The following is a 26326-nucleotide window of genomic DNA, read 5'->3' as shown; positions in this document are numbered from 1 at the left end:
AAATCAGCAACAAAGTGCAGATTTCTGCCCAATATAACAAGTAAATAGTGCTGACGGTATCTGGGAGGAGCCAATATGACAAGACGGTTCGAGCCAACTGCGTTCTCCCTATGTGCGCACGGGAAACCGTGATCCACGATAATAGATAGCAGGGCTCTCGGCGGACCATTAGCCTGTTGGTAACCAATCCACGAATAACAGAGTGGCTACATGCCGGAGACTGTTAAACTGGCTCTTTCCAGATGCTGTCAGACAATAACAAATGTGACAATTATCAGGTGGAAAGTTTGTTGAGGCTTTCCTGCTTGACAAAGGTCACTTCATAACAGGGAAGAAGATTCTCTGAGGCAATAATCATATTGCATTCAATACTGTCCATGTCCTCATATTCCATTGCATTTTCATCGGAACTATCCGATGGGCAATAATTAAATATCTCATCATCGTCAAAATTTTCCATAAAGGCATTCATTTCATTTTGTTCCTCAAGACTAAGCGCCGCATGCTGTGTGCAAATATACCAATTATTCGCCTCTATCATTTCCGCGCATTTGACGCCGTCCTTTAATCTTAAAGCGTTATCGATCAATTGGGTTGATATAACAAATGCAACTACTGTCAAAATCACTTTAAACAATATAGTTGCAGAAAATATGAGCTTATTATTCTTTTTATTTTTTATAGAATCTATATATCCCGCATTTTTAATAAAAACAACCGCTACCGCTGCAACGCAAACATACACAAGATTCAACATCAGGAACAAAAAAACAGCATGGTCAAATAAGACGGTATTTTACTGATATCCCTAAATATTATGTATAAAACAAATACGATTGCTCCCGGAACAAATCCATATGCGGTATTCTTCAAAATATTTAAATACAACCGCACAGAAATCCTTTGTTCCGACCAGCCATTTAATTTTAATATTCCAATTTCTTTTAATCTGGAAATGTAATATACTACGGTACAAAACAAACTCAGACAAAATATTGACACAAAAAACCCTATATTAAGAGGACTCACCAACATGCTGGGCTTAAACACAATCGGTTCCAGATAAAGGACCCACGGCTCATATCCATTTTCTTCTAATAGGCTTCCTAATGCCTTGATTTTGTTGACATCATGATCTTGTACTATAAAATATCTAACTGTTCTTCCTTCCTTTTTTTCATTTGGCACAATTTCTATATGCTTATTGGGAAATAAGTCCTTCTTCGTCCCATATTGAATATCTTCCGTAGGATTAATAATCTCAATTTTACACTGAACATTCCCTAAGGAATACTCATTAATGGTTCTGATTTGAATCGACACTTCACTTTCTTTCGCAAATTTTTCAAGGCTGTCCAATCCAATTTGCTTTTCAAGGGAAAAATCAGCCTCCTCTTCATTGCTCATATAATCGGATTTATCCGCTACAAGCAACATAAAATATGCCGAAAAAACTACAAGTATTACACCAATTAGCCAAAAGATCTTTTTCATACGTCTCCCTACTTACTCCTCTTATATTTTATATTTAAAGAACCTTGATGTCTCCTTTCGTACAATTTTTATTGTACAGTACATTTTTATTGTTATCAACTGCAATAAATACTAAATATACGCCAAACCATTGTCCGTCATACTATATATAGAAAAGCCACCAGTATCTCTACTAGTGGCTTTCAAACTTTTTCATTTATTCTTTTTCCGCGTGACAATAAAACGACAATACATTTTGCAACCATTTTGCGACCACGCGTTTCTGAAATGTCCTATTTACAAGAGCCAGAAGGAATAGTAGTCTACTCCATCTCCACAGTTTCAAATCTGTTTCTCGTGTGAAATACCGATAAATTCTGCGTTTCTATTTTTTTATATTCCATGAAGCACCTTGTATTTCCTGTGCTTTTTGAAAAAATAGAATCATTTTAGAATCATTCATATGATTCTGTTATTCTATTTTTCCCCACCTTTGTGTGGTTCAGACAAATATTTTTTACAATAATTCATCCAGTCATTTTCTGACATTTCTTCAAATGCAGCTGTCACATCAGCGAAATCAATTGTTTTAACATAATCCTTAGCAATGTCAAAACTATTCTCAAGTGTTATTGCTCTTCCGTTCAAGAACTCCAAGTATTCGCTGTACATCGCCGGATCAGCTGATCCTATATCTGCCCACACAAAAGGATTCATATCGCTTAAAACAGTACTAATAAATGAATCCTCAATATCTTTTTCAAAATAAGCATCCAATACAAAATATATCATTGTGAATAGTTCATATTCGTTCATATTCGTCACCTACGCTTCACTATATTTTTGCTTAACCCAGTAAACTCATCCCAAAGTTTCGGTGGTCTATAAATGATATTTCAATCATATCACAATCACTCGTCCAACAGTATTTTTCCTTTTTTTGCCTTTGCTTTAAGCCTTGCCATCTGTTCCTGCTCAATCTGTTGAATGCTTTTCTCAGGTGTAGGTAAATCTTCCGGCATAGTGCCACCGATTTTCTTTATGGCTGTTCTTACTTCCTTTCCAACATTATAATGAATGCTTGTAGCATTCTCAGCTCCCTCAACTCTATCCTTGCGTAGCTTTTCTTCTGTTTGCGATATTCTGAATAAATTGGCAATCAATTCAGTACTGCCCATATAATCAAGAATCTTCTGTCCTACTTCAAGTTTTTTTCGCTTATGAATATCATCAACATCAAGGCCACCATACAACCCCATATATCCCGCATTTTGAAAAATTGCAAACTCCTCATTTGATATAACTCCTGCATCATATGCCGTCTCTGCAAGTAGCTGATTCCACTGCTTTATATCTCCTCGCACAACTAATCGTCGTCTATCCTCGTCAAGTTGATTAAAATGGTCCGCCACCTCTTGACGATAAGTCTGTATTGCAAAGTATGTCTGTCCCAATGCGATGACTTCTTTACGCGGATCACCATTTTGAACGATTAAATAACACGCGTAACGTGACAGCTCATAGTCTTTTACTGGCTTAGATGTTGCACCTGCATCAACGATTTTGCTGACCTCAGCAAAATCGTCCAAAACACTGTGTCCACTATTCTCACAGGCAATCATAGCCCTTCCTATTACTTTAGAAAAATTCCTCCATTGAGCATACTCCAATATCGGCGCAAGTTCTCTGGCGCTCCAATACTCGGTCCCATCATTTCTTACATGTTTAATATCCTCAAATCTCTTATACTCACTTGCTTTCAGTTCCATCATAACATCTCCACATCTTTATTCCCCACCAATTCCTCATATTTCAGCTGATATGCTATAAGTCTTGGTATGTACTCCGGAGGTGTACGACGACCAGCCTCCCAATCCTCAAGTGTCCTAACCGGAATCCCAGTGTGCTCTGAGAATTCTTTTCGATTCATTTTCACACCCTCACGTAATTCTTTAATCACCTTTGCAATATCCATTTCATTCTCCTCGCATTGCGTTTTTCTTGATTATATCACATCTGTCCTTTACACGCAATGTGTGGTTTGAGAAAGCGATTTATAGAATCAATTTAGAATCACTATTAGAATCATTACAAAAAAGAGCTGGGAGCAAATGCTCTCAGCCCTTGATCTTACTGGTTTTCAATGTTTTTTCGGATATATTTATTTGATTTATATTATTCCTCTGTATATCTTATTCTCCAATTCTGTCATAAAAATCCACATCTATAATTCCTCGTTTTAAAGTATATCCTGGACACAAACATTTATGATACTTTGTCTGATTTCAATGTGGAGATGATTAATTCTGATATATTGGGAGAAGCATTCGAGCCTGAAGAGAGATTCGAAAATCCGGACGTAAGTGATATTGCGTTTGATAGGGACTATTTTGGAAATACAAGAGGGTTTGATAATATTCCGAGACCTTTTGCGACTGCTAATAATATGATCAGCTTATAGGATACTAGTTAGGAAGTTTAACTCAGTCGGGGTACAAGGTCCGACTGAGTTAAACGCTCCGCGAGGATGCGCACGGATTCGGACAGGAATTTGTCTGCTGAAGCAGACCCGAATCCGGCGCGCAAGACTCGCGAGCGAGTCTTGACTAAAAATCAATTCAAGGTATATATATACTAATCGATAATCATGGCAGAAATGCCGGGATTATTGATATTTGCACCCATAAAATCTACCATAGCCTGATAAAATTCATCCAGGGATTCTTTACATTCATTTCTAAACCATTCCATAATTCCATTAAGAGTAGCGCCGGAGGCAAAGTAAAGATTATATCTCTTTATTGAATTATATGGTATTTCTCCTCCAAGTTCTATATTAGCCTCATTGAACATGGTTTGTACCATTCCAAGATAGCCTGTATTATCTAATAGCAGAAATTGTGCGCGATATTTTTTCATAATTGTTAGAAATACATAGCCATATTCTTTTGACCAAAATCCGCATTCTTCTGGTAAAGATTCTTTAATTTCATAAAAAACAGACTCAAGAAAATACAAAATAATATCGTTTTTGCAATTAAAGTTTCTATAATAAGCCATCCTTGAAACTTTAGATTGCTGTGAAATCATAGTGATAGAAATGTCATCAACGTTATATGACTTCAACAATTCAAAAAATCCTTCAACTATTGCATTTTTTACCCGTAAATTTTCTATGATTCTTTTATCCATTTTCTCGACCTTCTAAATAATATTTTATGATAATAGTAAGCTTATATATCTGTTACAAAAATGGGCTAATTGCTACGTGTTGTTATATTGATATATTCAGAATGGCTGATATGATATTAATATAACCCGTTACAAATTGTAACATATTATAAAGCGATATAAAAGTAGATTCTATAAGGAGGTCTAATATGAAATCCAAATTAGTACTATCAGCTGAGGAGGCCAGGTTAGAGCCTACGGCTATTATGGGCAATGAATCCGGTATTTATTTTACATTTAAGAGTGATTTAGCAGTAATAGCGGATATATTACCAGAACCTTTGGAACCGGCATTTCCACTTGTTTCAGGATATGTTGTGGAGATAAATAACCCTTCTTTTGGCGAACCCTATAAAGAAGCGATGCTAGGAGTGTATGTGAAAGTAAATGGAGTGGTTGGAATGTATCCGGTATCCTTTCTGTTAAGTGGCCCCGGGGCTGAGATGGCTACATATCTAGGAAGAGAAAAAACAGGACTTTCTAAGAAAATTTGTGATAAAGAAGATGACATTAAACTGGAACAAAAAGGAGATGTCCTTAGAGGTACTGTAAAAAGAAAGGGAGAATTGCTTTTAGATGTTTCCCTTAAACTTGGAGAATATAATGATCCTTCTGTAGGAAATATTTATAATAATCCGGCGCCGGAGAAAAAATGTAGTGGAACTAGCTTTTACTTTCATACATTTCTAGAACCGGATGAGAATGGAAAAGCAACATATAAAAAGGTAAATCTTATCTCTAATGAAGCGGAATATACCTATAAAGTGTGGAAACCGGGAAAGGTTTCAGTAAGACTGTATTCCAGTCTAAATGATCCATGGGGAATTTTCCCTGTGTTTGCAAACATGGGTGGAGCCTATAGTGAAAATGATCTAGAAATGAAAGATTTGTTTATTATAGGAAATCCTTCGCCTGAAAAAGTAATGCCAAAGTTAATGAGTGTGCGTTTTGATAAAGCAGCGTTGGTGAAAGGGGATAAGAAATATGGGTATAGAAACACAAGGCAAAATAGGAAATTTAACGATAAAAAATAGATTCATAATGACTGCTATGGGCGTCGGCTTAGGAGAACACGAGGGTCGCGCAACAGATGATTTTATAGCCTTTTACGGCAGAAGAGCTAAGGGAGGTTGTGGACTTGTCATAACAGAAATCACAAGAATCTGTGAGGGAAATGGAATAGGTGAATATGACCAGCTGTCATTATCCTCTGATGATAATATAGAATCATTTAGAAAACTTGCTGATGAGATTCATAAATATGGTTCAAAAATATTTGTACAGCTGCAACATCCAGGGCGTGAAACTTATCTTAAGCTAACAGGTACAGATATGCTGGTTTCATCATCGAGCATACCATCGGTGGTATCAAATGAGCCTACACGAGCACTTACTGTATCTGAAATTAAAGAGTTGGAAAATCAGTTTGGTGATGCTGCCTTCAGAGCTAAGAAAGCAGGTATTGATGGAGTAGAAATTCATGGTGCCCATGGATATTTGATACAGCAATTTTTCAGTGCAAATGATAACAAAAGAGATGATGAATATGGTGGAAGTCGCGAAAATCGAAGAAGATTTTTGATGGAGATAATAGAGAATATTCAAAATAAGTGTGGGAAAGATTATCCAATATCTGTGCGTCTTTCTAGCACTGAATTCCTGGATAAAGTAGGTATTAAATCGGGCATTACCGTCGAGGAAACTATAGAAACAGCAAAAGCACTTGAAAAGGCAGGAGTTGCGCTTTTAAATATTTCAGCCGGTACGCATTTTACGGGGTCAACAATTGTTGAGCCTACATCGTATGACCAGGGGTGGAAAATACCTTTTGCGGAAGAAATTAGAAGACATGTATCGATTCCGGTGGCAGCTACAGGTGTCATTAGAGAGGCGTCTTATGCCAGGGATTTGATTGACAGCGATAAAATTGATTTTGTTGCATTAGGTAGACCATGGTTATGCGACCCGGATTTTGGTAATAAGGCTATAGCGGGAAATGATGATGATATACGAAAATGTATGAGTTGTGTATATTGTTTTGATACTGCTGGTGAAAGCTTGGTTTCGGGAGGAGAGCATGCTAAATGCGCTGTGAATCCTGAAATGGGAAATGAAACGGTATATACAGAATTAAAAAAAGATGGAGAAAGAAAAAAAGTTGTTGTAGTAGGTGCGGGTCCTGGTGGACTAGAGGCTGCAATAACTTTGGCAGAAAGAGATTTTGAGGTAGTCTTATTTGAGAAAAATGAATATCTCGGAGGTCAGCTATATCTTGCATCTTTACCGCCACACAAGCAGAAGATGAGATATTTTATAGACTATGCTACAAAAAAATTAAAAGATGCTAATGTTGATATTAGATTAAATACAGAAGTATCTGCCGAAGAAATAAAAGCATTAAATCCTTATGCGGTGATTATAGCTACGGGCTCTTCGCCGGTTAAGCCTTCACGGATACCGGGAATCCATAATAAAAATGTATATACACCGGTAGAGATACTAAGAAAAGATGTAGAACTAAAGAATCAGAGAGTGGCAGTAATTGGCTCTGGATTAACAGGCATGGAAACAGCGATTACTTTGCAAACAGCTGAAAATGATGTTGTTATTGTGGAAATGATGGATGTATGTGGCACTGGTGGAGGACAAACAGTCATTATGGATGAGAGGAGCACCTTGGCAAAAATTGGTGTGAACACTATGCCTGGCCATCGTTTAATAGAAATAAAAGAGCACTCTATAGTGGTAACCGACAATGCAGATATTGAAATTGAGATAGCGTGTGACAGTGTTGTGGTATCACTTGGTGTGAAATCAGAGAATCCATATGTAGATACTTTAAAAGATATGGATAATGTATATGTTATTGGCGAAGCACAGGCAGCAGGGAGAAGAATCGGTGATGCTGTACATGCTGCCTATCAACTTGCCTATAGACTGTAGGATGATTCGAAGTTAAGAAAGGAAGTGCTAAGATGCGATATGAAGGAAATATTTATAGGCCACCAAGTGAATGGCAGAGTTATATACTACAGGTGACAATAGGATGCTCCCATAATGCCTGTACTTTTTGCGGAATGTTTAAGGATAAGAAATATCGTGTTCGTCAACTATCAGAAGTACTTGAAGATATCGATATGGCAAAGTCATATTATGGTTCGGTAGATCAGATTTTTTTATGTGATGGAGATGCAATATCCCTTGATACAAAAGATTTGCTGAAAATATTACATAAGATAAAACGAGTTTTTCCGGATATAAAAGAAATAGCTACATATGCAAGTCCTAAGGGAACCTTGAAAAAAAGCAAAGAGGAATTGGAACTTTTAAGGGAAGCCGGCCTGACTAAAGCATATCTTGGTGTAGAAAGTGGCGACGATCGCGTATTAAAGGCCACTCACAAAGGTGTAAATGTTGCACAGATGACAGAGGCTGGTAGAGTCTTAGTTGATGCAAATATAGAATTATATGCGATTATTTTGGTGGGACTAGCCGGTAAGGAAGGCTCAAAGGAGAATGCCAGGTTGACTGCTAAAATAATAAATGATATAAAACCCCAGCATTTGGCAGCTATGACTTATATGCCTGTTCCTGACACACCTATGTACAAGGATTTACAGGAAGGAAAATTTACAGTTCTAACAGAAAAGGAATGTCTCCAAGAAACAAAATGGTTAGTAGAAGGTTTAGATAGATTTCATATGCATTTTAACAGTTCTCATGCATCCAATTATCTACCAATTGATGGAGATATTTATAGTGAAAAAGATAAAATTATAAATATACTAAATGAAGCCTTACAACATGACATAACGAATCTAAACAAATCATATAGAGCTTTATAAGTGATTGAATTGCAAAGAATTTTACTAAATTTCTTTGTGACATCAACAATTACCGGATTTTGAGGTAACCCCAAAAAGCCTAACTTTTTGGGGTTACCTCATTTTCATTGCAAACTGCTTTTCCCCTTGTTCGAACTTAAGATACCATCATTAGAAAAACATTGGCGGCGGTTTGACCGGATAATCATCGATCGGTACGTCCTCTGTCGAGAACTTCATCTCGCCATTGTCGTTTTCTACAACGATCCACTTCAGCCAGTTTTCATTGTCCATACGCGGGAAGTCTTCTCTTAAGAACCAGCCGCGGGACTCTTTTCTCATGGACGCTGCCCTGAAATGCATCTCTGCTGAGAATACCATCGCCTCTGCTTCATGACAGGTCAGAAGGTAGTGGAAATCATCCGCCTTCATCTGATCCACCATGGCCTTTACCTTTTCGAGCTTGCGTAGGCAGACATCAATCCGGTGCTGACTCATGTATACGGAGTTCTCTACCGGGCACATGATGTCCTGTACCTTATCAATGACTTCTTTCGGATGGATGCCTTCTTCTCTGAACAATGGTGCATATACTGCTTCTTTGAGCTCTGCGACCTTTGCCTCATCGATTGGCTGCTGCAGGACGTCTGCAGCGGTTTTTGCTGCTTCCTGTCCGCTGACGATACCTGCAAATACCGCATTCAGGATACCTGATCCTCTGTTTCGTCCCGGAGGTGCCGGTACGGCGCCAGCTGCACAGGATCCGTCATAGCAGACATCTCCTGCTGCATACATGCCTTCGATCGTCGTCTGCATATCTTCATCAACTCTGACCGGAGACTGCTCGCCAACCAGACCCGGAACGACTTCAAGCGCACCATTGTACTCTTTGTCAACCAGCTGGTCTTTCTCAAAATCCACTTCCCAGAAACGCAGACCGTACGGACGCTCCCATGCATGGAACATCATCGTCTCATTATCGGTCATCGGGCTCTCATGCGGATGGATAAAGATCGGGCCTTTGCCTGCAGCCATCTGATTGTACCACTCTGCAATCGCACTCGAACTGATGTCTGCTTCCAGGAAACGGCGGAAATTCTTCGTGATGTTCTGTCCGTAATTGTCATACATAACGTTCTCGCAGAACACACACTCTCTGTTGGAGTTCACACGGAACAGCTGCATGAAGTTGCCGAATTCCGGATTCCGCATTTTCGCACCCGCACGGAATGCTGCATGGTATCCGTCACCGCGTCCGTTGCTCCACATCGATGCCACGCGATAGTTCTGGCTGCCGGTGCAAAGGATTACTTTCTTTCCTTCAAACACATAGAATGTACCGTCGATGATGCTGTAACCGACAGCGCCAGCGATCTTTCCGTCATTGGTTAAAAGATCGGAGATGGTTGTCTTATCAATAAAGCGTACGCCCAGCTTTGTTGCTTTCTGACGCATTTTTAATGTAATATCCAGATCCAGTCCGATCATATAGGTCATCGGGCCTGTCGGGATACGTTTCTTCGGAACATTCACGCCCCACTCTTCGAGCTTGTCAAGCATCTCGTTGTTCATTCTGACATATTTCATCAAAAGATTCTGATTTGCCAGATAACCGCCGACTGCGTTGGCATGATACTCGTTAAACATTTCCGGCGTTACTTTTTCCAGATCAAAATACTGCAGAACGCCGCCGCCTTTGTTGGCCTTTCCGGAATAACCGGATGTCTGCTTCTCAACAATCAGGACATCTGCATCCGGGTTCACTTCCTTAGCTCTGATCGCTGCGGTCAGGCCGGCAATTCCGCCGCCGATGATCAGGATATCTGCGGACATTCTCTTTGTTTCAAATTCCTGTTTCTGCATCGTTTTTCTCCCTTCCTAGCGAATGATCAGCTCTTTGTTGTTCTTTGAGTAAATGTCAAAGGTCTGGCGGAAGCTCTGGCTTGCAAAATCAGGAATGACTTTGATGCAGCCCTTCGGACATTTCACTTCACAATAGTTGCAGTGCTCACAGTCTTCCACATATTTGAAGACCGGTTTTTTCTTTTCGGCATCCCAGCGGATGACATCTACAAAGCAGGCTTTATAGCAGATCTGGCATCCGACACATTTGCTCTCATCAAATTCGATTTTATGATTGGTGTAGATCATCTTTTTACTCCTCCACGATTATTCCCAGTTGTCCTTTTCTTCTGCATAAAGGCTCGGCAGGATCGCTGCCAGATTGGTAAACTCTTTTACATTGTGGATCGCCAGTCCCATCACTGCAAAATCCGGATATCGGTCGCCATCCTCGATTTTCTTGACGTTGCGGCCATTTTCATAGTTCCATCCCATCCAGAAGCGGGAACGCAGCTCAATACCGCCCTCGATCTCACGTACAAAATGCGTCATGAATGTATTCGGTACCGCAAACGGAAGCTGACCATGACCGTAGCCCTTTCCGCATACAATCGTAGAGCAGGCTTCTGTGCCAAGCTTGGAAGCATCAAATCCGACATCGCCAGGATACTTGAAGTTGATTGCAAAACGGTCAGGACCCGCACCAGTATCTTCGAGGATCTCATGTGTCGTATCCCAGAGTTTCTCTTTATAAGTCAGATCCGGATCCAAAGCCTTAATACGGTTCTGTGTCACTGCTTCATAATGCTCCTGCGGATTCCAGATCTTGTAGCGCAGATTGTTGAGACCATGCCATGCAAAATACCAGTCAAACATATCTGTAGTGACGCCAGGCATCTTTGTCAGGTTTGCAATATAACCTGTTCCGTCAGGCATTACACACCATCCGGTCTCCACATCATGATAGCCCGGCTCAAACAGGCGGTTTCTCTCCGAAAATTTAAGTGCTTTATCCGGGGAGATCGGGCCTTTTAACATCATCCCGATGTGTTCCGGCGCAACCGGTGCCATCTCCTGCTCAAAATATTTATAATAGCTAAGCTTTTTCTCTTCTTCTGTTACCGGGACAAGATTCTTTTTTTCCATCGTAACCTCCTTTTTTTGTATCCCCACTGACGGATCTTTAGAACTCGAAGCCGCTGATTTTTGCCAGCACTTCTTTTGCTTCTGCGATCACGCCATCGATAATCTCTGCAACCGTTTTCTGCTCTGTAATGAGCGCTGCGATCTGACCAGCCATAACGGCACCGTTTTCCATGTCGCCTTCTGCCATCGCTTTACGAAGGGAGCTCATGGAGATTTCCTGAACCTTCGGTCCGGATACGGCTCTGACATTTTCTGCTTCAATCTTCAACAGCTCATCGGAAAGCTTGTTCTTAATCTGTCTGCATGGCTCACCTGTGCACATTCCGGTGATAACGGTATCCATATCACCACAGTCAAGTACTGCCTGTTTAACATTCGGATGAACCGGTGCGTCTGTCGCTGCCATGAAGATCGTACCCATTTCCACGCCTTCTGCGCCAAGTGCGATCGCTGCCGCTGCACCTCTGCCGTCAGCAATACCGCCGGATGCGATGACCGGTACGGAAACTGCATCTGCTGCCTGCGGCACAAGAACGGTTGTCGCTTCATAGGAAACATGTCCGCCGCCTTCCCAGCCTTTGAGCATAATCGCATCTGCGCCGGCTTCTTCTGCTGTAATAGCATCTGCTACGGTTGAAGCCTTTACGACAACCTTGCAGCCGAGATCATGCCAGTTCTTGAAATATTTCATCGCCAGATCTTTTTTCTCACAAAGATTGATATAGGTATCTGCGTAAATGACCGGCGGACGGAGATCTTTGATGATTCTTGTTGTCATCTCCAGATCACCGACATACATATCGACATTCATACCGAACGGTTTGTCTGTCAGCTCTTTTGTCGCAGCAACCTGCTCACGGATGAACGGTTCCGGTGCAAATGCAACACCCAGCACACCGAGTCCGCCTGCAATTGATGCTGCTGCTACAAGTGGTGCTGTAGAGATCCATGCCATCGGTCCCTGAATGATTGGTTTTTCGATTCCTAATACTTCACATACACGGTTCATAAGATATCTCCTTGTTTTGATCACTTTTTCGTTGGTTTTATGTTATCATCGATCTCTCTGATTCGTTCTTCCAACAAAAAGAAATTGCAACACCCAATCAGGTGTTGCGAGTTATCTTGTTCTTTATTATTAGATTTCTTACGATCCCTAGAGTTCCTTACTCCCCATCATTTGCGCAATATTCTTTGCCTTTACGGTATATTTGGGATCCTTCCATGCGACCACGACCTCTGCCCCTTCCATATCCGGATCTTCCAGCGGATAAAAGGCGAGCTTATCCTCCATGCCGTCGAGCACACGCTCATACATGACCCCGATACATTTTCCAGTCGCCAGAGCGATCTGCAGATTGTAAAACGAGTTAAACTCTCTGAGATCCAACGGATGTATGATATCATGTCGCAAAAACCAGTCCTGGATCCGATTTTTATGATCCCCTGATAACCCTTGGCCCAAAACCGCGATCGGTTCATTTTGAATTTGCTCGATCGTAATCTTTTTTCTCCTGCAAAGCGGATGTTTTTTACTCAGTATGATCCCTACCCGAAACGCCGTATCATTCACGGGCTGAACCGATAGCTCAGATTCATGCAGAAGCTCTGCACCGTAAGTAATGATCATGTGCAGGCGATCCTGTTCCAATGCCTCCCGCATCCGCGGGTAGGTGTCGATTTCATATTCCACATTCAGATCCGGGAATCTTTCATTGAACAAGAGAAGGGTACGTGCAACCTGCGATACAAGGTTCCCGATATCGGACACCCCAATCCTGACATTCTTTTGTTGTCCATAAAACAGGTCAGATGCCTGATCAACAGAACTTCGATATTCCGCCAGAATGTTTTCCCAACTGTGATAAAGAATACTACCCGCAGGCGTCAGCCGAACACCGACGTTTTTTCGTTCAAAGACCGGAAATCCCAGTTCTTTTTCCAGCGCCTTAATCTGACGGCTCATCGTCTGCTGACTGATATAAAGATGATCGGCGGCTTTCGTTAAATTCAGCCATTTTGCCGCTTCTACAAAACACTCCATCTGTATAATTGTCATGCCATACCTCTTTTTCTGCAGCGTAATTTCAATAGCCGCTACTAACTATTGTATCAAATCAACAGCAATAGTGAAAGAATTCCGGCCTCCTTATTAGAAAATCTGCTTGTAGTATAACAGAAGTTTGTGAAAAAACTGTCCACAAATCTTATTCTTTGTATATTACTGATTGATCTATTTGAGAAAGTGCTTTATCTATCTCTTCCAAATACTGAACACCTATTTTACTCATGACAGAGTTTTTCTTTGTGATATATCCAATCTCCATTATACTGTTTGGATTTTCTTCGTCCTCTTTATATGGCACAACGATGTAGCCATCACCGTTTAAATCACCCCACACAATTCCAGAGCAAAGAGTATATCCATTCATGCCTCTTACTAAGTTGAGCATGGTTGATCTGTCTGTTACACGAAGTGTTTGCGGATAAATATTTTCACTAAGAATTTCTTCTGCGAGAAACTCACTGTTTTCCCCCTGCTCAAAAGAAACACAAGGATAATCTTTCAAATCATCAAAACTGATTGATTCCATTTTGGCAAGTGGATGTTCTTTCCAAAGGTATACAAAAGCACTGCATTTAATAAGTGGGTGAAATTCCACAGAATGCTCGTTAAAAAGCTTAGTCATTGCTTTTCTGTTATGCTCACTTATGTATAAAACACCTATTTCGCTTTTTAAAGTGCTAACGTCATGAATAATATTTTGAGTAGTAGTTTCTCTTAAGGCAAAGTCAAACTGATTCATGTCGTATTCCTTTGCCATGTCCACAAAGGCCCGAACTGCAAATGTATAGTGCTGTGTAGATACACCAAATTTTCTTTTATAGGTGCCCTCATCTCTGTACTTTTGCATTACAATATCATACTGGCGATAAAATCCTCTGATATCCTCTAGAAACTCTGCCCCCTCCGGGGTAACAATTACGCCCTTGTTGGTTCGCATGAAAATAGTGATACCAATTTCGTTTTCAAGTTCCTGAATAGCACTAGTAAGTGTAGGCTGAACAATATAGAGCTTCTCAGCTGCCTTATTCATTGAACCATATTCTTCAATCGTTAGAGCATATAGTACCTGTTGGATTGTCATGTTTGCCTTCTTTCTAACGGGTGAATCCGTTTGTTAAGTCTTTTATCACTTCACTGGCAAGTACAAGTCCTGCCACCGCTGGTGTGAACGCTATGGAACCGGGAATATCTCTTCTTTCTGTACATTTGTGCTCTGCTCCCGGAGGGCAAATGCAGTTTGTTCTGCAACTGATTGCCATGTCCTCAATTGGGCGAGTAGGCTTTTCATCTGAGAATACTACCTTAAGGTGTTTAACACCTTTTTTTTCATCTCTCGACGCATGACCTTGGCAAGCGGACACATTGTTGTCTTATATATGTCTGCAACCTTGAATCTGCTAGGATCCAGCTTATTCCCCGCACCCATACAACTGATAACAGGCACATCCTCTGCCTTGCATCGCATAATGATTTCTATTTTAGCTGTTACAGTATCAACAGCATCAACAACATAGTCATATGACTTGAAATCAAAATCAGCAGCGTTTTCTGGCAAAAAGAAACATTTATGAATGGTAATATCCGCATCAGGATTAATTTCCAACATCCTTTCCTTCATTACCTGAACTTTATCTTTGCCAACTGTCTTTCTGGTAGCAATTATTTGACGATTAATATTTGTCAGGCATACCTGATCATCATCCACTAAATCAAAATGCCCCACCCCTGTTCTCACAAGTGCTTCGCATACATAACCACCAACACCACCTATACCAAATATAGCCACTCTTTTATTTTTTAAATCCTCCATGGCCTTTTCGCCAAGGAGAAGCTGTGTTCTTGAAAATTGATTTAACATAATAACCTCAACAAAAAAAGAAATACCCACTAACTTAGTAGGTATTCCTATGATATTTTTTTATATTAGATTTGTCAATCGTTTATATTCAACATTTAAAAAAGTGTCCTTTACGTTACTTAGACTTAGTCAAGACTCGCTCGCGAGTCTTGCGCGCCGGATTCGGGTCTGCTTCAGCAGACAAATTCCTGTCCGAATCCGTGCGCATCCTCGCGGAGCGTTTAACTCAGTCGGAGCTTGTACCCCGACTGAGTATAGTTTGTCATAACCCCCACCTACGCTAACGCTTAGTGAGGTGGGGGATTTCTCCGACTGAGTTAAATATTGATGTATCCAAATCTTTTTTTGCATATAGCAATACTACAATACCTACATCATTAAGCTCCACAGTAATAGCTCTCTGACCCTTCCAATTGCTTCTGGCTTCTCTGTCAATTACAGTAGCGGCTACTCCTGCCTCATCCTTATAAACCTGATTAACTACACCGCAGGCAGATGTCATATTGGTAATTCTATCAATGAGGATCAGCTCACCAAGTGTTTTGTGCTTTGCAAAGGTATCTACTACAATGCTATCAGCCAGCTGTAATTCACATACAGCTATTTCATTTTTTTCTAGAGAAGTAGCTTCCTTCTTCTCACCTGTATTTACATCGATTGTGATGCCCTGCTCTCGTTCTGCCATAAGTCCATCTAAAAGTAGGGAATAATCAATAGCACCGCCTCTACTACCTTCCTTTGAATCAAGCTCCAGTGCCTTTTCCTTATCTGCATAAAGAAGCTTTCTACTACAAGGATTAATAAACAAAAGAACAGACCTTGGAAAGACAGTTTAGTGATTTTTCAAGGTCTGTTACTATTGTTTTATTATATTCTTTCAGGATAAGACAGTTTACCTCTTGGAGGATAATCTGCTTTGCCATAACATCCTTTTCCTCTGGATTAGATTCTGCAATCATAAGTGTAAATTGTATAAGCTCATCATCTCTCTCCTTTTATCGTAGAATAGCAAACACCATGTCAGCCAAGTATATCAAGAGCATAATCGCCCCTTCTCGTTTTCCTATGGTTCTTTTTGTACAGGAAAAAATATATACAATTACACTTACTATGACCAGAATTATCAAATCCCACAATGATGCCATATTTACATCAATTGGATGAATCAGTGAGGAAATCCCCAGAATAAACATCATATTAAAGATGTTTGATCCAACAACATTTCCGACAGCCATTCCAGTCTCACCTTTTTTAGCTGCAACAATAGATGTAACCAATTCAGGGAGTGATGTTCCTACCGCAACTATCGTAAGTCCAATTAAAGTCTCAGTCATCCCAAAGGTTCTCGCAATTGCCTTTGCAGCATATACAACAGCCTGCCCCCCACCTATAATCAACATAATCCCAATGATTATCAATACAACACTTTTCCATAAAGGCTGTACATCTTATCACAAAATCTCCCACGTGTGAATTGCTTAGCATCACGAAATCCCCTTTATATCATCCTTCTTTTGTAACCTAAAAAGGCAATCCGCAGAGAAACGCGAACTGCCTTGGGATTCGTATTACCTGCAAACCACTGGGAACAACTCTACTCCATCTCAAGGATTTCATCCTTGTCACTGGTTGCTTGTCATTGCAAAATCGTTTATTTTTGGGGATTTTCCCCGTGTCTTTCTATTTAATTTTCGTGAGTTTCAAGAGAAAAGGTATCAAAATTCTAATCTTGTGATACCTGCTGAACCTTTCCTATTCCTCAGGTAAGTATATATTATTATACCAATTATTGCTCAGTTATTCTATATTTTTACAGTCTGGGACTTTTAATCAGCAAATCACCACTCCTGCATTTCTTTGTCAGATCCAAATGTTATCTCCAAAAGTTCTTCGGCTATTTCTCTGCTACAAACCCTCATAAGATTATCATCTGCATCTTCCTTTGATAGTAAATTCATACTTCCATACCAGACAATTTCATCGTCTATTACCGCATAATGCTCACATGAATCCTCAACAAGCCTGATTTCAAATCCTGCCTTACGAAGTCTCTCCATAAGCTCCATCCGGGTATCATCTCTGCCATATTTGTATGAGTCAGGATGCCATGTAACAACTGTCGCCTTGATGCCCAGTTCCAGTCGTTTTCCGAGCACTTTAATGATATGATTAACTTTTTGATTATTTAGCGTCGGGCTGGATACAATAATGGAAAACTTAGCCTCCTCGAGATCTCGCCAATAGACTTCTGCATAGTTTTCAATATCATAGATTGCGTTTACCTTTTGCTTTTCGCCATCCATGTTAACACAAAGTTCATATCCGATCTTTTTATACGCCTTCATCCGTGAAGCATACATTTTATCGAACTTAGGAATGTGGCTGTCCACATAATCATAAACAATTACATTTTCCTTGCCTTCATAATCCCTGTTAAGTCGACCGACATACTGCTCCACTACATTTTCTCCAGAAACCGGAGTCGCCATGAAGAGAGTATCAAGGCGCGGATAGTCAAAACCTTCCCCCAGCAGAGATCCTGTTCCAACAATAATAAGGCTTTCCGCATCATCAACATTATTCAATTTCTCAACCTGCGCTCTGCGTACTTTGGTACCGTTTGCACCCGTCAGAAGGATCAATCTGTCTGCATATTCCTTAAGCCTCGCGGAGAGTTTCTTTGCATGATCAACATATTTTGTAAGAATAACAGGAGTTCTTCCTGCCTGTACACACTCAACTACATCCCTGATGATTTGCTCATCTCGAACATCGTTATTCCTTATCAATTCAAAGGCCTCATTGCCATATGGTGTTTTTGACAGATGATGCGGCTTTACAGTCTTTGTAAAACGTGGATATACCAGATGATCTATATTCTGCTCCTCGGCTCTATCCTTTGCCGTAAATCTATATCTTATAGGGCCAAGCAGAAATTCATTTATCTTTTCCTTGCCATCACCACGTTTCGGAGTCGCCGTTACCCCATACACATATTTTGCATTTATCTCCTGAAGTACCTCTATTGCACTATTTGAGGCAGCGTGATGACATTCATCAAAGTATACCTGTGAATACTCCTTCAGCATAGGGTGGAACCCATCTTTTTTCTTTATAGATCGTATCATCGCCACATCAACTATTCCCGTCAGTGTATCGTGCGCCCCCTGAAGATTTCCGATCAATGTTTTTCTTTTTCTTGTGCGTCCGGACTTTGTCTGATATTCCGGCAAATCCTCATCGATATCAAGGAACTCATCCAAACGCTTAAGCCATTGATTCATCAGATCCGCTCTGTCTACAAGTATCAGAGTACTAACACTCCTTCTTGCGATCATATCGCAACAGACTACTGTCTTACCAAATGCCGTTGCCGCATGAAGTATACCCGTTTCATTTTTAAGCATCGTTTCCACAGCGGGAATCTGCGAGTCCCGCAAATTTCCTTTGAAAGAAATATTGAGTTTCCGCCCTACAGTTCGCTTATCTTCTACCTCATATCTAACTCTCGCATCATCAAGCTTCTTCAGAATTTCCTCTCGAAGTCCGCGAGGCAAAACAATATATTTTCCTGCATCCCTTCTAAGATAGATAAATCTGGACGCATCGTAGTTTGGAATATCCATAGCCTGGTTTTGGAAATACTGCTTATTTGCGAAAGTCGCCATACGTCGAAGCTGTCTCTTCGTTTTATTAGTCATTCCCGAAGAATCTATGTATATGCTATCAGAAAGAACGATGTGAACCACACCATCTACACCACCGGATTCAATTTCAGTACTCTTATCCCAAGGCGTATCGTTTCCATCATCTTTACTGGCAGACCCTGCACTATACCATAATGAAAGATAATCTTCGATTTCTTGCCTTGTCAGGCGTCTTGTACCGGCAAGCACTTTCAACTGATCCTCATACGCGTTCCAATTATCATCTACAAAAGCGCTGTTTCCGGATTTTAATGCCAAGCCCTGCAATGGAAGGGCAATCACATTTCCAAGTCCGCCATCTGGAAGAACGTCCTGAGTTGGTATCATCCGATCATAATACCTGAACGATTTAAGATTCACAGATTCTGCCCCTTTTTCAAGAAGTGCAAACCCAAATCTTCTCGCAAGTCTGGCAGGAATCATTTCTTTGAAGAAAATCCATAGATGCGCCCCTCGCCCCGATCTTGAACGTTCAACTACCGCATCTACATCCAGATTCTTACAAATACGTCGCAGAGCATTTATTTCTTCTTTCCAACTATCATCAATATTCGCATGGTCATCCTGCTCTGCCCCTTTTGCATGATTATCAAAATCAAACACAAGTAGCTGACAAAGATTATTCTCAAGCATCGGATAGATTGCTACCACATCATTTCCATTAGGATCCGTTCCCGTCATATGCGCTTTTATTAACGGCAATGTAATCGGCTTATATGCCCTCAGTTCACAATCTTTGCACCGAACGCCATCTCTTTTTTGAATATGGCAATCTCTATCCCACCTATTAAAACATTGCGTATAGTATCCATTTTTTCCTGTCTTGGGATTCGTATAACGAAGGTCATATACATCCTTCCTGCCGCGACAAAACATCACAAAAAAATCTCGTGCAACTTTATCTGTAATCTCAAATCTTTTAATACGTGCCCCCTGATTCTGATCATACGATTCCGCCACTACTTTATCATTATCTGATACTATATCCGCATAAGAAACACCGGCTTCATCCATACGTTCTTTCAAAAGCCGGTTCTCCATTTCCAGTTCAGATATTTTATTTCTTAATTCTATAATCTGCGTTTCTGAATAATCCATCATACTTCCAGCAACCTATATGGGTTACCTGCCAGTTCCTCCTTGAGTATATCAAGTACTACCTCGCGAGATTCCAAATAAAGCTCCGTTCCTTCATCCATCAAAGCTTCATATACGGTTGTCTTTATCAAAAATTCGACAGCCTCATCTCTTGAAAAGCCCTTGTTATTCATAATATATTCCACCAGGAATGTTGCTATATTTCGCATGGCTTTTTTCTGATCTGCGCCTGTAATCATTATCCAATCACCTGCCTTTTTATCCTATCAAAACTTAAGGTCTTTACTGCCTCCTGCGTTCTGAAGTAATACTGTTTGGGCAGATTTTTCGGCCGAAACATCGATCTCATCAAACTCGTAGATTGTCCCATGATATAACGGCTTCAATTAACTCTACATCCCTGCATTTCTATATAATCTTTAAGATCATCAATGATCCCCTGATTGCCTGTTGAATTATAATTCTCATAACAAACATCAATATAGCTTAATACGTCATATTTCTTAAAAATATCTGATAACTCTGAATACGTTTTCTTCCAGGCATCAGCCAAAATTGGTATTAGAACTAACTGCATATCAAGTACTTCTTTTTCTCTCATACTCATACTGAAGCCCTCCTTAATACTGAACGGTTACTACATATACAACCTTTCTGTTTTCATTAATTCTGAAAATAGCAATGTAGTTATCTATAACAAGCTGCTTGTATCCTTTTCCTGCGTATCTTCCAACTAGCCTATCCTGATGCGACTGCAGAAGTTCAGCTAATCCAAGAATTGCTTTTCTAATTCGGCTAACCTGTCCTTTTGCATTTTCAGGAGCTAGCTTTTCATGTGCAATATAAGCATATATATCTTCAATATCTCTATATGCTCTTTTCATCAATTTAACTTGATACTTATCCAAAATACTTTTTCTCCAATTCCGAAAAAGCCACTTCGGCATCAACAGCTTCTCCTGTTTCTGCAAATTCCTGTTCTGCCTCAAAAATCGCCTGGTCAATACGATTTTCTCTAGCAAATCGCTCAAAGTACTCTGCACTCATAACAACCAAATCACTATAACCATTCTTTGTTATAAAAATAGGTTCCTGTTTTTTATGCGCAAGTTCTGAAAGAGCACTTGTATTTCTCATGTCTCTAATAGGCATAATTGTTGGCATAAAAACACCTCCTTTATACAAATACAGTGTAGCATAATTATGCTACACCGTAAACAGAGTTTTATTTCGTATCTGTCATTGAAGAATCATCTTGTTTTTCTTGCATTTCGTCTTTATCATCTTTTTTTGCCCCGATTCCATACTCAAAACAAAATGCTAAAACGCCCATAGCAACTACTGCTACCGTACATATTATTACTACCCAATCTATATTCATAATACAGCGCCTTTCTATTCAAATTATTAATAGCCTGATATTGTATTATGATTTTTCCTTCCATCCTTTGCGTGCATGTAGTTTAGAATCCTACGCCTAAACGTAATGTAATCATCATGAACCACATCTTGATAAAACAGCCAAAACATTACTATCGGTAGAAACTTCAACATCCAAAACACGGCGTTCACAAAGAACATTAATAAAGGGCTCACTTGGTGAGATTCCAGTTCTAATTCCTGGCCAACTCGTATAGGTTCATCCTGCATATCAATGTTTATACTTGCTACAGAGATGATTCTTTGCGTACTATCTTCTCTTTTATCAAATGAAGAATCCGGAGTTCTCCCTATTTCATAGCTATAAGACACACCCACAATGATTAAAAGGAACACAATAAAAATAAAGCGTATTTTTTCATCGTTTTTCCTCTAATAAGCATAATTAACAATCTAGATCAATGACTCTGCTATATTTTGACTATGCTCTGTTATACGCCTTAGTCCTGAAAGATAATCTGAAATATAATTGTATAAGCTCATCATCTCTCCTTTTATCGTAGAATAGCAAATACCATGTCAGCCAAGTATATCAAGAGCATAATCGCCCCTTCTCGTTTTCCTATGTTTCTTTTTGTACCGGAAAAAACATATACAATTACACTTACTATGACCAGTATTATCAAATCCCACAATGATGCCATATTTACATCAATTGGATGAATCAATGAGGAAAGCCCCAGAATAAACATCATATTAAAGATGTTTGATCCAACAACATTTCCGACAGCCATTCCAGTCTCACCTTTTTTAGCTGCAACAATAGATGTAACCAATTCAGGGAGTGATGTTCCTACCGCAACTATCGTAAGTCCAATTAAAGCCTCAGTCATTCCAAAGGTTCTCGCAATTGCCTTTGCAGCATATACAACAGCCTGACCCCCGCCTATAATCAACATAATCTTGCAAAGTAATGCAATCATTGAAATAAGTTATAATAATCACTAGATGATACTTGAATAATCCGAAAATATATGTCTCAATTCTACCTTTCCTGACTGTATCTGATACAAGCACTTATAATTTTCTGTCACTCTTCCACTATTTACTAGTTCAAAATCACCATACATATGTTCATTGGAATCAGCATTTTGTATTCCTTCGATCAACTTAGCATTAGCGGAAATATCAATCTTTTTTACTACAAATGCAAGCATTATATTTCTTCCATAATACGAAGAATATTTTTCTGTAACAAATCTTGCCACACCCTCCTTCACGTACTTTTTATTCAAGTCAGATGACCCATCAATTCTCTTACATTCTACAATGTAGTATGCATCATCTTTTTCAAAATCGCTCTTTAACAAAATACGAATATCAACTCTTCCTATATGTTGTCCACCTCCAACATAATTCTCTGGCACTTCAGGTTCGAATTTATACCCTGACATGCCATGAACATCCTTATACTTATTCATATATTCTTCGAGCATAATACTTCTTATTTTATTTTCATCATTTGGTAACTTTAACTGCTTTTTTTCGTAATCTTCTACAATCAAGTCACATATATCGAGAATATAGGTTATAATTTTCTCGAAATTTGCACGATATAATGCCCTCAAAATGCTTCTGCTTAACATGCCACTCATATGCAGTCCTCCTTTCCTAGAAGTACTGCATTTAAAACCTTATGACTATCTTTAATAGCCATTGCGGGATGCCAATTCTTAGCCTCTATAGGTTTTACAATCACAAATGAATCTTCCGAAAACTCTACAATATTTTTCGTTTGATAAAAACTATCATTTAATTGATAAATCATAAAGTTGGTAAGCATGCTAACATCTTCATCTACATTATCAACAACACAAATATCCTCCATCTGATTTTCAAAAGAAAGTTTCACCTGTACTGCTGCAAACTTACCTTTTATATCTGGGTAAATAGTTATCGAATAATGCACATCGCTTTCCCCAAAATGTTCATCCCACATCCTAGATAATATTGATGTATACTCTTTAATCATTTTCACATCACATTTCGTCTCTCGATAGGTTCCACAAAGTAGCGGGATTTGAACCGATAAAACATAATCAACAAAATAATTATCTTGTAAATCGTACATCTTCATAACAGATTTGTTTAATTTGTCCTGTAATTCATTGCTATTTTCATTACAATCTTCTTGTTGAATTTTCTGAACTAATTCAACAAGCTCATCACTATACGCATATGGATAATAGGCTAACTCTTCCAAGAACACTTGTTCTCTTTCTATTCCCGCCGAAGATCCCAGCATTAAATTGAAATAAGAAAATAGCGTAGAATTAAGTAAACCACATAAATTTAACAAAATCTTTTTATCTGTTTTTTTACCTTTTATGCAGTTTATCGTCTCTCTATAAAGGAAATCTTTTTCCGTATACACTGCCCTTATAGAATAATTTGAGCAATCTAATCCTTTTTTAAAAAGAACATAAGGTCCGTTATATATCTCAGGTGTTCTAGGGCGATGTATTTTATTTTTGTTAAAAATTGAATATGCATTATCATTAAAGAAGAAATGATCAACCGCCCCATCCGAATCCAAAATTTTTCTTCCAACCAAATGAGATGAGTCTTTTTTATCACCATCATTATCCTGGAGCCCTTTTTTCATTATCAAATTATGTTCCGATGCAATATCCTTAATAGTTCTAAACTTTTCACGAATACTGTTAAGTATTTCGAAATCCCAATAACCACCATAAACCAGTATCTTCCACAAATCATCGTTTTCCAAAAATAATGTCTGTTTCACATACTTGATGTCATCCGATTCTATCATTATTACACCAAATAACTTCAAATATTTATTGGGCTTCAGACTTATATATTCCACTTTATGGTTCAGTGCACATTTTTTGCATAGAAACGAAAGCACTGCTGCCGGAGCCACAGCACCTTTAAAAATCTGTTTTCTTACAGCTGAAATTTCCAACACTTGTTCTAATTGCGTATCAGTCAATAATCTTTTTCTCAGGGCTACCGAAGGACTCTTTCCCTTATACAATATTTTTGATGGAATTACCAAACTACATTCTGTATTTGGATTCCCAATCTCCTGAACCTTCAACAAAAATGCAACACTGATTTCTCTGTCTTGAGCAATAACATTTCTATCATCACAATACTTCTTATAATTCTGCTGATTAACGATTCCCCATGGCGGATTTCCCAAAATAAATTTAAAGTCTATTTTTTCAATTGGTTTCATTTTTTCTTCATCAAAAAAATCTCCACAGAGAATATTCTCATTCTTTAATAAAGGCAATCTAAAATCTTCTAAGCTTTTGGGATCTTGATAATCAAACAGCGTGACATAAAGAGAAAAAACAGTAACATCTACAGCTTCCTCATTATAATCTACACCATATATATTCTCTTTAATTAATGTATTAATTTTATCTTTATCTTGCAAAAAACCATTCGTTTCTGCATTACGTTCTAATATTTTTTGAAGCGATTTAACCAAAAAAATGCCCGATCCACAGGAAGGATCTAATACTTTACACCCATTTTCCTTAATAAGATACTTTCCCACAGTCCGATCCACAATATAATCTACTAAATATTCTGGCGTATAAAAAGCCTTATCTTTGTTCTGCTTTTCTTTACCTAACAATATCTCATAAATATTACTTATCAATTCGATTGGAATAATATTAAAATCATAAAAAGGAAACAGGCACAACTGTCCTGTTTTCATTTCTTCTCTAGCCGTCAAAAAATCATGTAACACAGCAAGAGATTCTTGCGTTATTTCATTCTTTTCTTTCTGTTCATCTATTTCAAACAGATTTCCATTAAATCTTCCTTTCAAATATTTGACTAATTTCAAAAATTCATCTTTATCTTGAATAATGTTTAGAAATGTTTCCTGCGACTTTTTTACATTATCGTCAAGTCCCATATATCCGATATTAACACCACGATCAATCAAATAACGGATAAACAGTACCCTTAACATTAACTTGTTTGAAAAGGAAATATTATATTCATCCTTCAACCTTTTAGTAATGAATCTAAGATTGTCAATCAAAAAATCGTTTAAATTCTTTGTCCCCATACTTTTTTCGTAATGGTCTAGTGACAAACTATTAGTCACATTCCAATACGAAAATTCGGTTTTGTCGTCACATTGGCTCAAGTCGTATGAAACAATATCTCTCAGTCTGATTTTTTTATCAACACTTAAGTCCATGCTTTTTCCATTATAAATTTTTATAAAGTTACCTTCATCAGAAATCACAACCGGTATCTGTGCATTCCATATCTTTCCATGAAGATCTACACCCTCCCTATTGTTCAAATCATCAAAAAAAACTGTAAGCACACTACCATCTACAACATAAGTAGCATACGGAGCCAATTCACGCAAAACCCTTCTATCATGCCATGACAAATCGGTGCACTTATCAATTTCAGATAAATAGAATAGTTTTTCTGATTTATCATATCCTAATCTCTGAATGACAGTTTCGATAGTCCTCATTTATCCGCCTCCTTGAAATCTTTGGAATGTGTTTATATTCGTATCATTAATCTACCAAATATTGTGTACTATAAGGCGCTCTTATTTATTCAACAAATATCCCTGCTTTATGCCCCAATACTCCTAATATATTATAACACATATATCTTGCAAAATATA

27 protein-coding genes and 1 pseudogene are annotated in these 26326 nt (G+C 38.8%); 3 read left to right on the top strand and 25 right to left on the bottom strand.

All coding sequences use genetic code 11. From position 1 onward, the window contains the following. Positions 1-274 precede the first annotated feature (274 nt). The 6 genes from BLS20_RS09535 to BLS20_RS09510 all read right to left on the bottom strand — a co-directional run bounded on the left by BLS20_RS09535 (position 275) and on the right by BLS20_RS09510 (position 4665). Positions 275-757: a hypothetical protein gene (locus tag BLS20_RS09535; RefSeq protein ID WP_090174139.1), complete on the bottom strand. Its 483-nt coding sequence runs from the start codon at positions 755-757 to the stop codon at positions 275-277. Beyond that, positions 757-1494, bottom strand: a complete 738-nt coding sequence (locus tag BLS20_RS09530) for a hypothetical protein (protein WP_090174138.1) — start codon at positions 1492-1494, stop codon at positions 757-759. The genes BLS20_RS09535 and BLS20_RS09530 overlap by 1 nt, the downstream gene beginning before the upstream one ends. Positions 1495-1950: 456 nt before the next feature. Then, positions 1951-2289 carry a hypothetical protein gene (locus tag BLS20_RS09525; protein ID WP_090174137.1) on the bottom strand — a complete coding sequence of 113 codons (339 nt, stop codon included), beginning with the start codon at positions 2287-2289 and terminating at the stop codon, positions 1951-1953. 95 nt (positions 2290-2384) lie between these two features. Further along, positions 2385-3245 carry a DNA damage-inducible protein D gene (gene dinD, locus BLS20_RS09520; protein WP_090174136.1) on the bottom strand — a complete coding sequence of 287 codons (861 nt, stop codon included), beginning with the start codon at positions 3243-3245 and terminating at the stop codon, positions 2385-2387. Beyond that, complete coding sequence (locus BLS20_RS09515; RefSeq protein ID WP_027104867.1) at positions 3242-3448, bottom strand: helix-turn-helix domain-containing protein; 207 nt, start codon at positions 3446-3448, stop codon at positions 3242-3244. Before BLS20_RS09515 ends, dinD begins: the two co-directional genes overlap by 4 nt. A gap of 659 nt (positions 3449-4107) precedes the next feature. After that, positions 4108-4665 carry a TetR/AcrR family transcriptional regulator gene (locus BLS20_RS09510; RefSeq protein WP_090174135.1) on the bottom strand — a complete coding sequence of 186 codons (558 nt, stop codon included), beginning with the start codon at positions 4663-4665 and terminating at the stop codon, positions 4108-4110. Positions 4666-4853: 188 nt separating this feature from the next. Between BLS20_RS09510 and BLS20_RS09505 the strand changes: the two genes are divergently transcribed. Genes BLS20_RS09505 through BLS20_RS09495 form a run of 3 tightly spaced genes read left to right on the top strand, consistent with a single transcriptional unit; the run spans position 4854 to position 8549 of the window. Then, entirely contained in the window at positions 4854-5738 is an 885-nt protein-coding gene (locus BLS20_RS09505) for an acetoacetate decarboxylase family protein (RefSeq protein WP_090174134.1), read from the top strand. Further along, positions 5689-7647 (top strand): oxidoreductase, encoded by a 1959-nt coding sequence (locus BLS20_RS09500; protein ID WP_090174133.1) that lies wholly within the window; start codon positions 5689-5691, stop codon positions 7645-7647. The genes BLS20_RS09505 and BLS20_RS09500 overlap by 50 nt, the downstream gene beginning before the upstream one ends. Before the next feature lie 32 nt (positions 7648-7679). Further along, positions 7680-8549 (top strand): B12-binding domain-containing radical SAM protein, encoded by an 870-nt coding sequence (locus BLS20_RS09495; protein ID WP_090174132.1) that lies wholly within the window; start codon positions 7680-7682, stop codon positions 8547-8549. Between the two features lie 150 nt (positions 8550-8699). On the opposite strand, the gene BLS20_RS09490 is transcribed toward BLS20_RS09495, so the two are convergent. The 19 genes and pseudogenes from BLS20_RS09490 to BLS20_RS09405 all read right to left on the bottom strand — a co-directional run bounded on the left by BLS20_RS09490 (position 8700) and on the right by BLS20_RS09405 (position 26167). Next, positions 8700-10391, bottom strand: coding sequence for an FAD-dependent oxidoreductase (locus BLS20_RS09490; protein ID WP_090174131.1), 1692 nt, complete (start codon positions 10389-10391; stop codon positions 8700-8702). 15 nt (positions 10392-10406) lie between these two features. After that, the gene (locus BLS20_RS09485; protein ID WP_090174130.1) at positions 10407-10679 is read right to left on the bottom strand and encodes a 4Fe-4S dicluster domain-containing protein; all 273 of its coding nucleotides are present in this window, start codon (positions 10677-10679) and stop codon (positions 10407-10409) included. An 18-nt stretch (positions 10680-10697) separates the two neighbouring features. Further along, positions 10698-11543 carry a DAPG hydrolase family protein gene (locus BLS20_RS09480; protein WP_242870570.1) on the bottom strand — a complete coding sequence of 282 codons (846 nt, stop codon included), beginning with the start codon at positions 11541-11543 and terminating at the stop codon, positions 10698-10700. 10 nt (positions 11544-11553) lie between these two features. Next, entirely contained in the window at positions 11554-12525 is a 972-nt protein-coding gene (locus BLS20_RS09475; protein WP_090174128.1) for a nitronate monooxygenase, read from the bottom strand. A 147-nt stretch (positions 12526-12672) separates the two neighbouring features. Next, positions 12673-13575: a LysR family transcriptional regulator gene (locus tag BLS20_RS09470; RefSeq protein WP_090174127.1), complete on the bottom strand. Its 903-nt coding sequence runs from the start codon at positions 13573-13575 to the stop codon at positions 12673-12675. A 148-nt stretch (positions 13576-13723) separates the two neighbouring features. Further along, entirely contained in the window at positions 13724-14665 is a 942-nt protein-coding gene (locus tag BLS20_RS09465) for a LysR family transcriptional regulator (RefSeq protein ID WP_090174126.1), read from the bottom strand. Between the two features lie 13 nt (positions 14666-14678). Continuing rightward, a pseudogene (locus BLS20_RS09460) lies at positions 14679-15442 on the bottom strand (tRNA threonylcarbamoyladenosine dehydratase). A gap of 280 nt (positions 15443-15722) precedes the next feature. Continuing rightward, on the bottom strand, positions 15723-16100 hold the full coding sequence (locus tag BLS20_RS13835) for an elongation factor 1-alpha C-terminal domain-related protein (RefSeq protein ID WP_423230180.1): 378 nt from the start codon (positions 16098-16100) through the stop codon (positions 15723-15725). 139 nt (positions 16101-16239) lie between these two features. Next, positions 16240-16401, bottom strand: coding sequence for a hypothetical protein (locus BLS20_RS13775; RefSeq protein WP_176762360.1), 162 nt, complete (start codon positions 16399-16401; stop codon positions 16240-16242). Positions 16402-16437: 36 nt separating this feature from the next. After that, a complete protein-coding gene (locus tag BLS20_RS09450; protein ID WP_090174145.1) occupies positions 16438-16842 on the bottom strand; it encodes a sodium:calcium antiporter in 405 nt (134 codons plus the stop codon). Between the two features lie 438 nt (positions 16843-17280). After that, positions 17281-20250, bottom strand: coding sequence for a TOTE conflict system archaeo-eukaryotic primase domain-containing protein (locus BLS20_RS09445; protein ID WP_242870569.1), 2970 nt, complete (start codon positions 20248-20250; stop codon positions 17281-17283). Next, positions 20247-20486 (bottom strand): hypothetical protein, encoded by a 240-nt coding sequence (locus BLS20_RS09440; RefSeq protein ID WP_090174125.1) that lies wholly within the window; start codon positions 20484-20486, stop codon positions 20247-20249. Before BLS20_RS09440 ends, BLS20_RS09445 begins: the two co-directional genes overlap by 4 nt. A gap of 143 nt (positions 20487-20629) precedes the next feature. Beyond that, the gene (locus BLS20_RS09435; protein ID WP_090174124.1) at positions 20630-20854 is read right to left on the bottom strand and encodes a DUF3791 domain-containing protein; all 225 of its coding nucleotides are present in this window, start codon (positions 20852-20854) and stop codon (positions 20630-20632) included. Between the two features lie 13 nt (positions 20855-20867). After that, positions 20868-21155: a type II toxin-antitoxin system RelE/ParE family toxin gene (locus BLS20_RS09430; RefSeq protein WP_090174123.1), complete on the bottom strand. Its 288-nt coding sequence runs from the start codon at positions 21153-21155 to the stop codon at positions 20868-20870. Beyond that, positions 21148-21411 carry a type II toxin-antitoxin system Phd/YefM family antitoxin gene (locus BLS20_RS09425; protein ID WP_090174122.1) on the bottom strand — a complete coding sequence of 88 codons (264 nt, stop codon included), beginning with the start codon at positions 21409-21411 and terminating at the stop codon, positions 21148-21150. The genes BLS20_RS09430 and BLS20_RS09425 overlap by 8 nt, the downstream gene beginning before the upstream one ends. 61 nt (positions 21412-21472) lie before the next feature. Next, positions 21473-21628, bottom strand: coding sequence for a hypothetical protein (locus BLS20_RS13770; RefSeq protein ID WP_176762359.1), 156 nt, complete (start codon positions 21626-21628; stop codon positions 21473-21475). Between the two features lie 553 nt (positions 21629-22181). Further along, positions 22182-22610 carry a sodium:calcium antiporter gene (locus BLS20_RS09415; protein WP_090174120.1) on the bottom strand — a complete coding sequence of 143 codons (429 nt, stop codon included), beginning with the start codon at positions 22608-22610 and terminating at the stop codon, positions 22182-22184. A 21-nt stretch (positions 22611-22631) separates the two neighbouring features. Next, positions 22632-23282 (bottom strand): hypothetical protein, encoded by a 651-nt coding sequence (locus BLS20_RS09410; RefSeq protein ID WP_090174119.1) that lies wholly within the window; start codon positions 23280-23282, stop codon positions 22632-22634. Beyond that, on the bottom strand, positions 23279-26167 hold the full coding sequence (locus BLS20_RS09405; RefSeq protein ID WP_090174118.1) for an HsdM family class I SAM-dependent methyltransferase: 2889 nt from the start codon (positions 26165-26167) through the stop codon (positions 23279-23281). The genes BLS20_RS09410 and BLS20_RS09405 overlap by 4 nt, the downstream gene beginning before the upstream one ends. Positions 26168-26326: the final 159 nt, after the last annotated feature.

The organism is Eubacterium oxidoreducens, from assembly GCF_900104415.1.
GTDB lineage: Bacteria > Bacillota > Clostridia > Lachnospirales > Lachnospiraceae > Eubacterium_C > Eubacterium_C oxidoreducens.
This window is presented reverse-complemented; position numbering and strand designations above follow the sequence as displayed.

Coding starts and splice junctions, on each gene's coding strand:
- BLS20_RS09535 (WP_090174139.1), bottom strand. CDS start 757: ATGTTGAATCTTGTGTATGTTTGCGTTGCAGCGGTAGCGGTTGTTTTT.
- BLS20_RS09530 (WP_090174138.1), bottom strand. CDS start 1,494: ATGAAAAAGATCTTTTGGCTAATTGGTGTAATACTTGTAGTTTTTTCG.
- BLS20_RS09525 (WP_090174137.1), bottom strand. CDS start 2,289: ATGAACGAATATGAACTATTCACAATGATATATTTTGTATTGGATGCT.
- dinD (WP_090174136.1), bottom strand. CDS start 3,245: ATGATGGAACTGAAAGCAAGTGAGTATAAGAGATTTGAGGATATTAAA.
- BLS20_RS09515 (WP_027104867.1), bottom strand. CDS start 3,448: ATGGATATTGCAAAGGTGATTAAAGAATTACGTGAGGGTGTGAAAATG.
- BLS20_RS09510 (WP_090174135.1), bottom strand. CDS start 4,665: ATGGATAAAAGAATCATAGAAAATTTACGGGTAAAAAATGCAATAGTT.
- BLS20_RS09505 (WP_090174134.1), top strand. CDS start 4,854: ATGAAATCCAAATTAGTACTATCAGCTGAGGAGGCCAGGTTAGAGCCT.
- BLS20_RS09500 (WP_090174133.1), top strand. CDS start 5,689: ATGGGTATAGAAACACAAGGCAAAATAGGAAATTTAACGATAAAAAAT.
- BLS20_RS09495 (WP_090174132.1), top strand. CDS start 7,680: ATGCGATATGAAGGAAATATTTATAGGCCACCAAGTGAATGGCAGAGT.
- BLS20_RS09490 (WP_090174131.1), bottom strand. CDS start 10,391: ATGCAGAAACAGGAATTTGAAACAAAGAGAATGTCCGCAGATATCCTG.
- BLS20_RS09485 (WP_090174130.1), bottom strand. CDS start 10,679: ATGATCTACACCAATCATAAAATCGAATTTGATGAGAGCAAATGTGTC.
- BLS20_RS09475 (WP_090174128.1), bottom strand. CDS start 12,525: ATGAACCGTGTATGTGAAGTATTAGGAATCGAAAAACCAATCATTCAG.
- BLS20_RS09470 (WP_090174127.1), bottom strand. CDS start 13,575: ATGACAATTATACAGATGGAGTGTTTTGTAGAAGCGGCAAAATGGCTG.
- BLS20_RS09465 (WP_090174126.1), bottom strand. CDS start 14,665: ATGACAATCCAACAGGTACTATATGCTCTAACGATTGAAGAATATGGT.
- BLS20_RS13775 (WP_176762360.1), bottom strand. CDS start 16,401: ATGATTGCAGAATCTAATCCAGAGGAAAAGGATGTTATGGCAAAGCAG.
- BLS20_RS09450 (WP_090174145.1), bottom strand. CDS start 16,842: ATGTTGATTATAGGTGGGGGGCAGGCTGTTGTATATGCTGCAAAGGCA.
- BLS20_RS09445 (WP_242870569.1), bottom strand. CDS start 20,250: ATGATGGATTATTCAGAAACGCAGATTATAGAATTAAGAAATAAAATA.
- BLS20_RS09440 (WP_090174125.1), bottom strand. CDS start 20,486: ATGATTACAGGCGCAGATCAGAAAAAAGCCATGCGAAATATAGCAACA.
- BLS20_RS09435 (WP_090174124.1), bottom strand. CDS start 20,854: ATGAGTATGAGAGAAAAAGAAGTACTTGATATGCAGTTAGTTCTAATA.
- BLS20_RS09425 (WP_090174122.1), bottom strand. CDS start 21,411: ATGCCAACAATTATGCCTATTAGAGACATGAGAAATACAAGTGCTCTT.
- BLS20_RS13770 (WP_176762359.1), bottom strand. CDS start 21,628: ATGAATATAGATTGGGTAGTAATAATATGTACGGTAGCAGTAGTTGCT.
- BLS20_RS09415 (WP_090174120.1), bottom strand. CDS start 22,610: ATGATTGCATTACTTTGCAAGATTATGTTGATTATAGGCGGGGGTCAG.
- BLS20_RS09410 (WP_090174119.1), bottom strand. CDS start 23,282: ATGAGTGGCATGTTAAGCAGAAGCATTTTGAGGGCATTATATCGTGCA.
- BLS20_RS09405 (WP_090174118.1), bottom strand. CDS start 26,167: ATGAGGACTATCGAAACTGTCATTCAGAGATTAGGATATGATAAATCA.